At 71.7% G+C, this 13,993-nt stretch carries 9 protein-coding genes; 8 read left to right on the top strand and 1 reads right to left on the bottom strand.

Annotation, left to right across the window (positions count from 1 at the left end):
- The first annotated feature begins 53 nt into the window (after positions 1-53).
- The 6 genes from ACZ3YO_RS29705 (at position 54) to ACZ3YO_RS29680 (ending at position 10,450) form a co-directional block, all read left to right on the top strand.
- Positions 54-1,259, top strand: coding sequence for a cytochrome P450 family protein (locus ACZ3YO_RS29705; protein WP_465552000.1), 1,206 nt, complete (start codon positions 54-56; stop codon positions 1,257-1,259).
- A gap of 324 nt (positions 1,260-1,583) precedes the next feature.
- Entirely contained in the window at positions 1,584-2,984 is a 1,401-nt protein-coding gene (locus tag ACZ3YO_RS29700) for an ABC transporter substrate-binding protein (protein ID WP_465575299.1), read from the top strand.
- A gap of 110 nt (positions 2,985-3,094) precedes the next feature.
- Positions 3,095-4,117: a carbohydrate ABC transporter permease gene (locus ACZ3YO_RS29695; protein WP_465575297.1), complete on the top strand. Its 1,023-nt coding sequence runs from the start codon at positions 3,095-3,097 to the stop codon at positions 4,115-4,117.
- Positions 4,118-4,263: 146 nt separating this feature from the next.
- Positions 4,264-5,115: a carbohydrate ABC transporter permease gene (locus ACZ3YO_RS29690; protein WP_465575294.1), complete on the top strand. Its 852-nt coding sequence runs from the start codon at positions 4,264-4,266 to the stop codon at positions 5,113-5,115.
- 159 nt (positions 5,116-5,274) lie between these two features.
- Positions 5,275-8,466 carry an Ig-like domain-containing protein gene (locus tag ACZ3YO_RS29685; RefSeq protein ID WP_465575291.1) on the top strand — a complete coding sequence of 1,064 codons (3,192 nt, stop codon included), beginning with the start codon at positions 5,275-5,277 and terminating at the stop codon, positions 8,464-8,466.
- Positions 8,467-8,683: 217 nt separating this feature from the next.
- Positions 8,684-10,450 carry a DUF4153 domain-containing protein gene (locus ACZ3YO_RS29680; protein ID WP_465575289.1) on the top strand — a complete coding sequence of 589 codons (1,767 nt, stop codon included), beginning with the start codon at positions 8,684-8,686 and terminating at the stop codon, positions 10,448-10,450.
- A gap of 167 nt (positions 10,451-10,617) precedes the next feature.
- Here the strand turns inward: ACZ3YO_RS29680 and ACZ3YO_RS29675 are convergent, their stop codons facing one another.
- Positions 10,618-12,165 carry an MFS transporter gene (locus tag ACZ3YO_RS29675; protein WP_396323771.1) on the bottom strand — a complete coding sequence of 516 codons (1,548 nt, stop codon included), beginning with the start codon at positions 12,163-12,165 and terminating at the stop codon, positions 10,618-10,620.
- A 160-nt stretch (positions 12,166-12,325) separates the two neighbouring features.
- Between ACZ3YO_RS29675 and ACZ3YO_RS29670 the strand changes: the two genes are divergently transcribed.
- Entirely contained in the window at positions 12,326-13,069 is a 744-nt protein-coding gene (locus ACZ3YO_RS29670) for a TetR/AcrR family transcriptional regulator (RefSeq protein ID WP_465575286.1), read from the top strand.
- Between the two features lie 122 nt (positions 13,070-13,191).
- Positions 13,192-13,896: a ribonuclease HII gene (locus tag ACZ3YO_RS29665; protein ID WP_465575283.1), complete on the top strand. Its 705-nt coding sequence runs from the start codon at positions 13,192-13,194 to the stop codon at positions 13,894-13,896.
- The last annotated feature ends 97 nt before the right edge of the window (positions 13,897-13,993 follow it).

Raw genomic sequence — 13,993 nt, 5'->3', positions numbered from 1 at the left:
CGGCCGGCTGTTCGGCTGTTGCAAGAACCAGGACCTCAAGGAGAGTTGTGCCGATGACCGCCCCGATAGCCCTCGATCCGCTGGCGCGCGACAACGCCGCCGAGGGTGCGCTGCTGCGCGCCGCCGGCCCGGCGGTGGCGGTGGAGCTGCCCGGCGGGGTCGCCGCCTGGGCGGTGACGCAGCACGCGGCCGCGCGGGACCTGCTGACCGACGCCCGGCTGGTGAAGGACGCCTCGCACTGGGCTGCCTACCAGCGCGGCGACGTGCCGAAGACGTGGCCGCTGATCGGCCTGGCGGTGCCCGGCCCGAGCATGGTGACCACCGACGGCGCCGAGCACCGGCGGCTGCGGGCGCTGGTGGCCCAGGCGTTCACGCCGCGCCGGGTGGAGCTGATGCGCCCGCGGGTGGAGGAGATCACCCTCGGGCTGCTGGACGCGCTGGCGGCGGGGGAGCGGGAGGTGGACCTCAAGACCGCGTTCGCCTTCCCGCTGCCGATGACGGTGATCTGCTCGCTGCTCGGCGTGCCGGAGTCCGACCACGGCCACCTGCGCGACCTGTACGAGCGGTTCTTCGGCATCCGGCCCAACCCCGAGGGCATCCAGGCGACCATCGCCGGGCTGAACGCCTTCGTCAACGACCTGGTGGCGCAGCGTCGTTCGGCGCCCGGCGACGACCTGGCCAGCGTGCTGCTGGCGGCGGACACCGAGGGCGGCGCGCTGAGCGACGCGGAGGCGGCGGCCACCCTGCGGGTGATCATCGCGGCGGGCCACGAGACCACCGTGAACCTGATCGGCAACGCCGTCCGGGCCTTGCTGGCCCACCCGGACCAGCTGGAGCTGGTGCGCTCGGGCAAGGTCGGGTGGGACGCGGTGGTCGAGGAGTCGCTCCGCTGGACGCCGCCGACCAGCAACTTCCTCTTCCGGTTCACCACCGGGGACGTCGAGGTGGGTGAGGTGGTGATCCCCGCGGGCGAGCCGGTGCTGATCTCGTACAACGCGATCGGCCGCGACCCGGCGCAGCACGGCATGACCGCCGAGCTGTTCGACATCACCCGGGACCCGATCCGCCACCTCTCGTTCGGCCACGGCCCGCATGTCTGCCCCGGGTCGCCGCTGGCCCGGTTGGAGGCGGGGGTCGCGCTGCCGGCACTGTTCGAGCGGTTCCCGGAGCTGGCGCTGGCGGTGGGGGACGAGGAGCTGCGGCCGAGCCCGTCCCTGGTGGTCAACTCGCTGCGGGAGCTGCCCGTCCGGCTCCGCTGACGGCAGGTCGTCGCACGGTCCCGTTCGGCCCGTCAGGCCCGGACGGGGCCGTGCGGCGTTCGGGCGGGGCTGTGTGACGGTAGGGCGGGGCCGTGTGGCGTTCGGGCGGGGCACGGCCCCGGGTCTCGGGTGCGGGCGGGGCACGTGCCCGGGTCACAACTTGGGCGATGAGTGGATGAAGGTCGAACGCAGACCTTGGCGAGGGGTGGCCGCTGCGTTAACGTCGTCAAACCGGCCGCCGCCGCGTCCATGTCGATCTCCGGTACAGCGCAATGTCGTTCTGTCGTACTGCCGGCGCTCTGCGCCCTGGCGAGGAGGACCGCATTGACCCCCACCCCGACCGTCCCGTCCACGTGTACGCCCTCCACCCGTTCCCGCCGTCTGGTCGCCGTACCCGCCCTGCTGGCAGCACTGGCGCTGACCGCGGCCTGCTCCAACAGTTCGAGTAGTTCGGGGGGCGGTTCGGGCGGCGGGGGGCAGACCCTGGCCGGTGACTGCGCCAAGTACCAGCCGTACGCGGGGCATTCGGGCACCACGGTGACGGTCTTCGCGTCGATCCTCAGCCCGGAGTCGGACAACCTGGAGAAGTCCTGGTCCGAGTTCAGCTCCTGTACCGGCATCAAGATCAGCTACGAGGGCTCGAACGACTTCGAGTCCCAGCTGCCGGTCCGGGTGACCGGCGGCAACGCCCCCGACTTCGCGATCATCCCGCAGCCCGGGCTGCTGGCGCAGATGGTGAAGAGCGGCAAGGTGGTGAAGCCGCCCGCGCAGACCGTCGCCAACCAGGAGAAGTGGAGCCCGGTCTGGAAGACCTACGGCTCGGTGAACGGCACCTTCTACGCGGCACCGATGAGCGCCAACATGAAGTCCCTGGTCTGGTACTCGCCGAAGACCTTCAAGCAGGCCGGCTACGAGGTCCCCAAGACGTGGGCCGACCTGATGGCGCTCAGCGACCGGATCGCCAAGGCCGGCGGCGGCAAGCCGTGGTGCGGCGGCATCGCCTCCGGGACGGCCACCGGCTGGCCGGCCACCGACTGGCTGGAGGAAGTGGTGCTGGGCTCGTACGGCGGCGACGTGTACGACCAGTGGGTGAGCCACAAGGTGAAGTTCTCCGACGAGAAGATCACCACGGCGATGAAGACCGTCGCGGACTGGATGCAGAACCCGGCCTGGGTCAACGGGGGCTACGGCGACGTGAAGTCGATCGCCACCACGACCTTCCAGGACGCGGGCGCGCCGATCCTCACCGGCAAGTGCCTCCTGCTCCAGCAGGCGTCCTTCTACAAGGCGCAGTGGCCCAAGGGCACCAACGTGGGCCCGGACGGCGACATCTTCGCCTTCCACCTGCCGGCGGTGAACCCGCAGGTCGCCAACCCGGTCGAGGGCGGCGGCGAGTTCCTGACCGCGTTCGCGAGCCGGCCCGAGGTGCAGGCGGTGCAGAACTACCTGTCCAGCGCGGACTGGGCGAGCAGCCGCGTGAAGACCGCGACGGGCTGGGTCTCCGCCAACCAGGGCGTAGACAAGAGTCTCTACACCGACCCGATCGACCGGCTCTCCGCCGACGCGCTGACCGACCCGGCGGCCACCTTCCGCTTCGACGGCTCGGACCTCATGCCGGCAGCGGTCGGCGCCGGGCAGGAGTGGAAGTCGCTGACCGCCTGGTTCGCGGAGGGCCAGTCCGTCCAGAAGACCGCCGCCGACATCGACGCGGCCTGGCCGCAGTAGCGGCGCGCCGGGCGCCACGTGAGGACCATCTGTCGAGGGCGGTGCGGGGCCACCCACCCGCACCGCCCGCCCCTCCTCTCTGCCTGCGGGCAGGGAAAGGACGCGCAGCCATGTCCCTGACCGCCACCGCGCTCGCGGACGGCACGCCGGCCGCCGGTGCCTGGGGTGACGCGGCCGTCAAGTTCGGCAACAGCTTCGGCGCGATCGCGGGCTTCCTCGGAATCCTGCTGCTGGTCTTCCTGGCCGCCGGCCGGGCGTCCGGCCGGATCGCCCGCCCGCTGGCCGTCGCGGTCTTCCTGGGCCCGGCGGTGGTGCTGCTGCTGGTCGGCCTGGTCGCCCCGCTGGTCCGCACCGTCTACCTGAGCCTGTACAACGACGACAGCAGCCGGTTCGTCGGCGGCGAGAACTTCGGCTGGGCGTTCACCACCGACTCGGTGCAGAAGATCCTGGTCACCACCCTGCTCTGGCTGGTGGTCGCGCCCCTGGCCGCGACCGGCCTGGGCCTGGTGCTGGCGCTGCTGGTGGACCGGATGCGCGGCCAGGCGGTCTACAAGTCGCTGATCTTCATGCCGATGGCGATCTCGCTGGTCGGCGCCTCGATCATCTTCAAGTTCGTCTACGAGTCCCGGGACGCCTCTCAGCACCAGATCGGCCTGCTCAGCCAGCTCGCCATCGCGCTGGGCTGGGAGCACCCGCCGAACTGGATGCTCTCCCAGCCGCTGAACACCTTCCTGCTGATGGCGGTCATGGTCTGGGTGCAGACCGGCTTCGCGATGGTGGTGCTCTCGGCCGCGATCAAGGCGATCCCGGACGAGGTCACCGAGGCCGCCCGGCTGGACGGCGCCGGCGGGGCGCGGCTGTTCTGGTACGTCACGGTGCCGATGATCCGCACCACGGTGGTGGTGGTGCTCACCACCGTCATGATCACGACGCTGAAGGCCTTCGACATCGTCCGCACCATGACGGGCGGGAACTTCGGCACCCAGGTGCTGGCCAACGAGATGTACTCGCAGTCCTTCGTGCAGTTCAACACCGGGCGGGGCAGTGCGCTCGCGGTGATCCTCTTCCTCGCGGTGCTGCCCCTGGTGGCCTACAACATCGTCCAGCTGCGGAAGGAGCGTGGGGTCCGATGAGCGTGCTCGATCCGGTGCGCGGGCGCCGTCCGTCGGGTGGGAGCCGTTGGCCGGGCGGGCGCCGTCGGTCCGGTGGGCGCCGGCCGGCGGGCGACCGGCGCGGCCCGGTTCGGCAGGCTTTCAGCAGCCCGCTCGCCTCGGTCTTCGTGATCGCGGTGACCGTGCTCTGGACCATCCCCACCCTGGGCCTGCTGGTCACCTCGCTGCGCCCCAAGCAGGACGTCACCGCCGACGGCTGGTGGAACGCCCTCCTCCACCCCGACCTCGGCCTCTCCAACTACCACACGGTGCTGTTCGAGGGCGGCTCCGGCGTCTCCACCGGCCTGATGCCGTTCCTGGTGAACTCGCTGGCGATCAGCGTCCCGGCGACGCTCTTCCCGCTGGTGCTGGCGGCGATGGCCGCGTACGGGCTGGCCTGGGTGCGGTTCCGGGGCAGTGACACGGTGTTCTTCGTGGTCTTCGCGCTCCAGGTGGTGCCGATCCAGATGGCGCTGATCCCGCTGCTGCGGCTGTTCTCCGGCGGCGCGCACCTGGGCTCGCTGACGCTGATCCCGGCGGTGGACCTGAAGGGTACGTATGCGCCGGTCTGGCTGGCGCACACCATGTTCGCGCTGCCGCTGGCGATCTTCCTGCTGCACAACTTCATCGCCCAGCTGCCGCGCGACCTGATGGAGGCGGCGGTGGTGGACGGCGCCTCGCACTTCAAGATCTTCCGGTCGATCGTGCTGCCGCTCTGCACGCCGGCGCTGGCCTCGTTCGCCATCTTCCAGTTCCTCTGGGTCTGGAACGACCTGCTGGTGGCGCTGACCTTCGCCGGCGGCACCCCGGAGGTGGCTCCGATGACGGTCCGGCTGGCGCAGCTCTCCGGCTCCTTCGGCGGGCGCTGGGAGCTGCTCACCGCCGGGGCGTTCCTGTCGATCGTGATCCCGCTGGTGGTCTTCTTCGGCCTCCAGCGGTACTTCGTCCGCGGCCTGCTGGCCGGATCCGTCAAGGGGTGACGCTCGAAAGGGTGACGGTTCAAGCGGTGGCGGTCGAAGCGGCGACGGTCAAGGGGTGACGCGTCCCGGCGGGGGATTGTGGCGGTTCCGTGGACACGCTCGCCGCGCAACCGGTACACCGTTAGGGGCAGTTGGCCGAAGCGGGCATAGGGGGCGGTCATGGCAGGTACAGGCCTACGCACAGGCACTCGTCCGGGCCTCCGGGCAGGTGCGGGTCCAGGCGGCCCGGGCACCCGGTGGCGGAGGAGGATCGCGGCCCTGCTGGCGGCCCTGAGCACGGCCGCGGCGCTGGCGGCCGGCCCGGGAGCCGCCCCCGCGGCGGCCGCCACGGCCACCCTGGGCTCCACGGCGGTCGGTCCGTCCACCGACTCGGACGACTCCAACTACCTCAACGCGTCCCGGTACATCACCGGCGCGGCGGGCGGCACGGTCAGCAGCATCAGCGTCTACGTGGGCGCGGTGGACGCCGCACCCGACAACCAGTTCCAGGCGGCGGTCTACCGCGACAACGCGGGCAGCCCGGGCGCCCTGCTGGCGAGCAGCGGCTCCGCGACCCTCACCGCCAACAGCTGGAACACCGTGCCGCTGACGGCGGGCCTCTCCGCCAACACGCCCTACTGGCTGGCCTACAACAGCAACGGCTCGGGCGCGGCCGTCAACAACCTGCACTACAGCGCCGGCGGCACCAGCGTGTACGGCAACGGCGGCCGGGCGTTCGGCAGTTGGCCGGCCGACTTCGGCGCGTCCACGGCCAGTGGCCTGAGCTTCTCGATCTACGCGACATACACCCCGGAGGAGACCCCGCCGCCCCCGGCGCCCGGCGCCGGACCGGGCGGCGAGGGGCCGATCCTGCTGGTCACCAGCCAGGCCAACCCGTACAGCCGCTACCTCGCCGAGATCCTCAAGGCCGAGGGTCTCAACTCCTACCGCACGGTGGACATCTCGGCCGTGACCAGCTCCCTGCTCGCCTCCTACGACGTGGTGCTGCTCGGCGAGACGCCGCTCACCGCGGCCCAGGCCGCGACGCTCACCAGCTGGACCAACGGCGGCGGCCGGCTGGTCGCGATGCGCCCGGACAAGCAGCTCGCGCCGCTGTTCGGCCTCACCCCGGCGGCCGGGACCCGCGCCGACGCCTACCTCAAGGTGGACACCGGCGCCGCGCCCGGCACCGGGATCACCGGCGACACCATGGGCTACCACGGGCCCGCCGACCTCTACACGCTCAGCGGCGCCACCGCCGTCGCCACCCTGTACAGCGACGCCGCCACCGCCACCGCCAACCCGGCCGTCACCCTCCGCACGGCCGGCAGCGGACGGGCCGCCGCGTTCAGCTACGACCTGGCCAGGTCGGTGGTGCAGACCCGCCAGGGCAACATCGCCTGGGCCGGCCAGCAGCGCGACAGCACCGACGGCTACGAGGCCAGCGAGATGTTCTTCGGTACGGGCGGCCAGCCGGACTGGAACAACATCGACAAGGCGCTGATCCCGATCGCAGACGAACAGCAGCGGCTGCTGGCCAACCTGATCACCCTGGTCGACGCCGCCAACAAGCCGCTCCCGCGCTTCTGGTACTTCCCGCGGGACGTCAAGGCCGTGGTGGTGATGACCGGCGACGACCACGGTGTCGGCGGTACGGCCGGCCGCTGGGACGGCTACATCGCCCAGAGCCCGCCCGGCTGCTCCGTCGCCGACTGGGAGTGCGTGCGCGGCTCCTCGTACATCTACACCGACGACCCGCTGACCCCGGCGCAGGCGCAGGCCTACACCGACCAGGGCTTCGAGGTGGGCGTCCACGTCACGACCAACTGCCGCCCCTGGGGCACCACCGCGGCCCTCCAGGGCTTCTACCGCGACCAGCTGGCCCAGTGGCGGGCCAAGTACCCCTCACTGCCGGGCCCGTCGAGCAGCCGCACGCACTGCGTGGAGTGGGACGACTGGGCCACCCAGGCGAAGACCAAGCTGGCCAACGGGATCCGGCTGGACACCGACTACTACTTCTACCCGTCCAACTTCACCAAGGACCGGCCCGGTTACTTCAACGGCACCGCCCAGATCATGCGCTTCGCCGACACCGACGGCAGCGTGATCGACGAGTACCAGGCCACCACCCAGCTCACCGACGAGTCCGGCCAGTCCTACCCGGGCACCATCACCACGCTGCTCGACGCCGCCTACGGCACCAAGGGCTACTACGCGGCGCTCACCGCCAACATCCACACCGACTTCGCCGCCTCCTCCGCCTCGGACGCGATCATCGCCGCCGCCAAGGCGCGCGGCGTCCCGGTGGTCTCCGGTCGGCAGATGCTCACCTGGCTGGACGCGCGCAACGGCTCGGCCTTCTCCAAGCTGGCCTGGAGCGGGAGTTCGCTGACCTTCGACATCACCGGCGGGGCCAACGGCCTGCGCGCGATGCTGCCGGTCTCCGCCGCCTCCGGCACGCTGACCGGCATCTCCTCCGGCGGCCGCGCGGTCCCGTTCCGGATCGAGACGATCAAGGGCGTGTCGTACGCGTTCTTCGACGGTGCGGTGGGCTCCTACACCGCCTCGTACGGCCGGGACACCACCCCGCCCACCGTCACCGGGACCAGCCCGGCAGCCGGCGCCACCGGGGTCGCCCCGGGCGCGGCGGTGCGCTTCTCGTTCAGCGAGCCGCTGGACCAGGCGAGCGTCACCGCCTCCGCCGTCACCCTGCGCACCGCCGGCGGCAGCGCCGTCGCGGGCACGGTGACCTACGACGGTGCCACCAACGGCGTCGTCTTCACGCCGGGCGCCCCACTCGCGCTCACCACCGGGTACACCGCGACCGTCCAGGCCGTCCGCGACACCTCCGGCAACGCGCTGGCGAACCCGGCCACGCTCTCGTTCACCACCGGGGGAGCGCCGCCGAAGACGCTCGGCAACACCGTGGTCGGCTCGCTGATCGACGACACCGACTCCAACCACCTCAACGGAAGCCGGGTCACCACGGGCGCCGCCGCCGTGCCGCTGACCTCGCTGAGCGTGCACGTCGGCCCGGTCAGCGCGGCGCCCGCCAACCAGTACCAGCTGGCTGTGTACACCGACGCGGGCGGCTCGCCCGGCTCCCTGGTGGCGGCCACCGGCAGCGGCACGCTGACCCCCAACGCCTGGAACTCGCTGCCGGTCAGCGCCACGCTGAGCGCCAACACGGCGTACTGGTTCGTCTACAACAGCAACGGCACCGGCGCCACGGTCAACAACATGAACTACTCCACCGGCCCGGCCGGCTCGGGTGCCTACAGCAACGCGGTGGTGCCCTTCGGTACCTGGCCGGCGGCCTTCGGGCCGGCGGTGAAGGACTCGCTGGCGTACTCGCTGTACGGCTCCTACTGAGCCCCGGGGCTTCTCCGGCGAGCCGCTGACCTGCCCTCACTTTCGCGCCCAGGGTAGAGGGGCGCCTCTGTCACAGCCCTGTGACGGAGGCGCCCCGGTGTTTTTGAACCTGTTCAGAATGGTCTACAGTCGGCTCCAGTCGCGGCGCCTGCGCGCCTGCCGGCGGACTGCCCCCAGGGTGGCTTCCGCATGCCCACCGACCTCTGAGGGGGTACTCATGTCCGGTCTCTCCACGCCCGCCCCGGCCGACGGACCGTCCGAATCCGGCTCGTCCGGCGCCGGCTCGGCCGCTGCGGGTTCGGCCGGTGCCGGTCCTGCCGGTGTCGCTCCGTCCGGTGCGGGTTCGGCCGGTGCCGGTCCGGTGGCCGGCGCACCCGTCGGCCCCGGACCGGCGGGGGCCGGTCAGTCCGGCTTCGACCCGTACCGCGGACCTGTCGAGCCGAACCCGTACCGCCCGCCGGTCGCCGGACGGGTGCCACGGCCCGACGGCTGGCTGCGCCCCAGCGACCCGGGTACCAAGGCCCCGGCCCCGCCGAGGGCGCTGCTGGCCGCCGTACTGACCGGTCTGCTGACCGCCTGGCTGCTGGGCGACGGATTCGGCGTCAACCTGCTGATCTGCGGCGCGGTGGCCGCCGTCGGCGCGGGCCTCGCCGCCCGGTCGGCCGGCCGGAAGGTACGCCCCTGGACGGTGGCCTGGAGTCTGGTCGCCCTGGTCCTGCTCGCCGTCCCCGCGATCTCCGACGCCGGCTGGCCGACGGTGCTGTCCACGGTCTGCGCGCTGGCCCTGGCCTCGCTCGCGCTCCACGGCGGCCGCCGCTGGGCGGGCGTACTGCTCGCCCTGCCGGGCATCCTCTGGCAGCTCGTGCCCGGCCTGCGCTGGGCCCGGGACAGTCTGCGCGGCCTCGCCCTGCCCGGCCGCGGCAAGCTGGTTCCGGTGCTGCGCGCGGCCGTGGTGGCGGTCCTCCTGCTGATCGTCTTCGGCCGGCTGTTCGCGAGTGCCGACGCGGCCATGGCGGACATCCTCGGGAGCCTCAGCCCCAGCTTCGCCCCCGGAGAGATCCCGCTGCGCCTGGTGCTGTTCGTCCTCGGCCTGGTCACCACGCTGGGCTTCGCCCACATCGCGGCCGGTCCGCGCCGCTGGGACCGTACGGTGGTCCGCCCCGGCCGCGAGCGCGGCCGGCTGGAGTGGGCGCTGCCGCTGGTCGCGCTCAACCTGATGTTCGGCGCCTTCGCGCTGGTCCAGGCCGTGGTGGTGCTCGGCGGCCGGGACTCGATCATGGAGAACACCGGGATGAGCCGCTCCGAGTACGCCCGGCAGGGCTTCTGGCAGCTGATGGCCGTCACCGTGCTGACCCTGGTCGTGGTCGCCGTCGCCAAGCGCTGGGCGCCGCGCAGCTCCGAGTCCGACCGCCGGCTGGCCCGGATCCTGCTCGGCGTGCTCTGCCTGCTCACCCTGGTCGTGGTCGCCTCGGCGCTCGGCCGGATGTGGTTCTACGTCGACGCCTCCGGGCTGACCAGGCTCCGGCTCTGGGTGCTGGTGGTCGAGGTCTGGCTGGGCGCCGTCTTCGTCCTGCTGATCACGGCCGGGCTGGTCCGCTCCGCCGCCTGGCTGCCTCGCGCCGTGGTGCTCAGCGGCGCGCTGACCGTCGCCGTCTACGGGCTGATCGGGCCGGACGCGATCGTCGCCGAGCAGAACGTGGCCCGCTTCGAGCGCACCGGTCAGATCGACCTGCGCAATGTCCGCGACCTCTCGCTCGACGCCGTCCCGGCCCTGGACCGGCTGCCGCAGGACTACCGGATCTGTGCCCTGGAGAAGCAGTGGTCCGAGCTCCCCGAGGAGGCCTCGCCCTGGTACGCCACCAGCCTTGCCGAGTCGCGGTCCCGCGGGATTCTGCTGGAGCACCCGCCGGTCGGCCCGCGGAACGCGACCTCGGACGCCTGCGCGTCGGTGGGGCTGCAGCGCGGCTTCTTCGAAGGGTACTGACCGGCTGACCTGGCGGGTGCGAGCCGCCTCCGCGGTGCAAAGGGCCGGGGCCGGCCGGGAGCGTTGTGCTCCCGGCCGGCCCCTCGCGTTCGTTCAGCCCCTCGCGTTCGTTCAGGCCCTCGCGTTCGTTCAGGCCCTCGCGTTCGTTCAGGCCGGTGGTGTGCGACTCAGTGCATCGCAACACCCGAGGTGTCCGACGGCAGGTCGCTGGCCTTGGCCTTGATCACGACGAGCGCGACCACCAGGGCGAGGCCGGCGAGCGCCGCCCCCGCGATGAAGCCGTGCGAAATGCCCTGCGCGAGCACCTCGTTGGCCGCGCCGGTGCCCTTGGGGAACTCGTGCTTCTCCAGGAACTCCGCGCGCTGCTCCGGCGTGGCCGTGGCCAGGAAGCCGGGCGCCTGCAGCTTGGCCTCGGCGGTGGCGTAGTGCGCGAACACCGTGGTCAGGATCGACAGGCCGAGGGAGCCGCCGATCTGCTGCATGGAGTTGAGCAGGCCGGAGGCGGCGCCGGTCTCCTCGCCGGCGACCCCCGCCACCGCGAGCAGCATCACCGGCACGAAGGTCAGGCCCATGCCGAAACCGAAGATCACCGTCGGGCCGAGCACCCCGTCCACGTAGCCGCTGTCCGCGCTCATCTGCGTCAGCCAGGTGAGCCCGATGGTGACCAGCAGCGCGCCGCCGGCCATGAACGGCTTGGGGCCGTACTTGGCCTGGAGGGCGGAGGCGAGCTGGGCGGCGATGATGATCGACACGCTGATCGGCAGGAAGGCGAAGCCGGCCTTCAACGGGCTGTACCCGAGCGGTCCCTGTACGAAGAGCGTGACGTAGAAGAAGATGCCGAACATGGCCGCAGCCAGGCAGAGCATCATCACCAGGCCGCCGGTGCGGTTCCGGTTGGCGAACAGGTGCAGCGGGGTGATCGGCTGCGCGGTGCGGTTCTCGATCACCAGGAACGCGGCTATCAGCAGCACGCCGGCCGCGAAGGAGCCAAGCGTGAGCGGATCCGTCCAGCCGTCCGAGGCGGCCCGGATGAACCCGTAGACCAGGCCGACCAGGCCGAGCGTGGAGGTCATCGCGCCGGGCAGGTCGAAACGGCCTTCGTGGCGCTCCGACTCGGCGATGTAGCGGGGCGCGGCGAGCGCGATCAGGACTGCGATCGGCACGTTGACGAAGAAGACCCAGCGCCAGTCGAGGTACTCGGTGAGCACACCGCCGGCCAGCAGACCGATCGCCGCCCCCGCCCCGGCCACCGCGGAGAACACACCGAACGCCTTGTTGCGTTCGGGGCCTTCCTCGAAGTTGGTCGCGATCAGTGCGAAGGCGGTCGGCGAACAGATCGCGCCGCCGATGCCCTGCAGTGCGCGGGCGGCCAGCAGCAGGCCGCCGTCCTGCGCGAAGCCCCCCAGCAGCGAGGCCAGGCCGAAGAGCAGCGTGCCGGCGATGAACACCCGGCGGCGGCCGAGGATGTCACCCGCGCGACCGCCGAGCAGCAGCAGGCCGCCGAAGGTCAGTGTGTAGGCGTTGATCACCCAGGACAGGTTGGTGGTGGAGAAGTTCAGCGCGTCCCGGATCTGCGGCAGCGCGATGTTCACGATGGTGGCGTCGAGCACCACCATGAGCTGCGTGGCCGCGATGACGGTCAGGGTGATGCCCTTGCGCCGGCCCTTGCTGCCTTGCGATGGTGAGCTCTTGCTGAGTGTGTCGGAGATAGCCAAGTTGATGCCCCCTGCTGGCTATTGCTTCGTATGCCGTGGACCAGACGCCCGGCACGGTCCCACGGCGTCCCGCAGGCTATGAAGGAACGGGATCGTTCACTAATCTGGACGATATCCTCGGCGATATTGTGAACGCAAGCGTTCTCTAGGGTTGGTGGCGATGGATCAGTTGGTGCGGCGCCAGGCGAAGACTCCGGTGACCGACCGGGCGGCAGGACGGACCGTGGAGCGGGCGGGGGAGCGCCCGGCCGGTCCCGAACCAGCGCCTGCCCCGGTAGCTGCGCCCGCGGCGCTCTGCCCGGTCAGGGCGGCCGCCGAGGTCCTGTCCCGGCCGATGCGCCGCCGGGGCAAGGAGCTGGAACAAGCGATCTTCGAGGCCGCGCTCGACCAGCTCACCTCCGGCGGATTCGCGCGGCTGACGATGGAAGGCGTCGCCAGTGCCGCGCGGACCGGAAAGGCCGCGCTGTACCGGCGTTGGGCGTCCAAGGTGGACCTGGTCGTCGATGCCCTGGACTCCACTCTGCCACGGCCTGCCGACACCCCCGACCTCGGGTCCGCCCGCAGTGAATTGCTGCTGCTCATCGAGGGTTTCACCGAGGCGATGAGCTCCCGGGCGGGTGGCGCGATGCACGCGTTGATGGCCGAGCTGGACCACGAACAGGCCGAGCTGTTCAAGGACTTCATCGTTCAGCGGGTGATCGAGCCGACCAAGGGCACCATCCTGGACATTCTCCGCCGGGGTGCCGAGCGCGGCGACGTCCGGCCCGGCGCGGCCACTCCGCTGGTCGCCGACGTGGCCCCGGCGATGCTGCTGTACCGGGTGAAGACCTCCGGCCGGGGGATCGCCCCCGGGTTCGCGGTCGAGCTGGTGGACGAGGTGCTGGTGCCGCTGATCCGCGTCTGAGGGGTGCGGGCGTGGGGTGGGCGTGGGCGCTGGCGGGCGTGGGCGTGGGCGGGGGTGAGCGTGGTCGGGGCTGCTCCGGGCGGGGCTTACGCTGGAGGTTGCCCCACTCGAAGGACACCGCGATGCCCATCGTTCCGCCGACGCACTCCGTCGAGCGCTCGCTCCGCCGGGCCGGCGCCAAGATCGTCGTCGGTCTCGACGAGGTCGGGCGCGGCGCCTGGGCCGGCCCGGTCACCGTGGGCGCGGCCGTCACCGGCCTGCGCAAGCCGCCGGAGGGTCTGACCGACTCCAAACTGCTCACCGAGCTGCGCCGCGAGGCGCTCGCCCCGGTGCTCGCGGACTGGGTCACCGCGTACGCGCTAGGTCACGCCTCCGCGCTGGAGTGCGACGAGCTCGGGATGACCGCCGCCCTCCGGCTGGCCGCCGTCCGTGCGCTGGAGGCGCTGCCGGTGGAGCCGGACGCGGTGATACTCGACGGCAAGCACGACTACCTCGGCGGGCCCTGGCGGGTGCGCACCGTGATCAAGGGTGACCAGTCCTGCATCTGCGTCTCGGCCGCCTCGGTGCTCGCCAAGGTGCACCGCGACGGGATGATGGCCGAACTCGGCGAGGCGCACCCGGAGTACGGCTTCGCCGACAACGCCGGCTACCCGTCCCCCGTGCACCGCGCCGCGCTGGAGGAGTTCGGCCCGACCGAACAGCACCGGCTCTCCTGGGCGTACCTGGACGGCCTGCCCCAGTGGCGCCATCTGAAGCGGAGCCGGTTCGGCGTGGGCGGACCGGGTTCGGAAGGCCCGGTCGACGAGCAGTTGATGCTCGGTTTCTGACGTTCCGTCGTGAATTGCCGGGGTGGGGGCGGGCGGTTCGTGGTGCCCAATAGGTGGGGTGCCCGTGCGCTCCCGACCGGCATTTGATAGATATCCG

This window comes from Kitasatospora sp. NPDC022785 (assembly GCF_055561295.1).
This window is presented reverse-complemented; position numbering and strand designations above follow the sequence as displayed.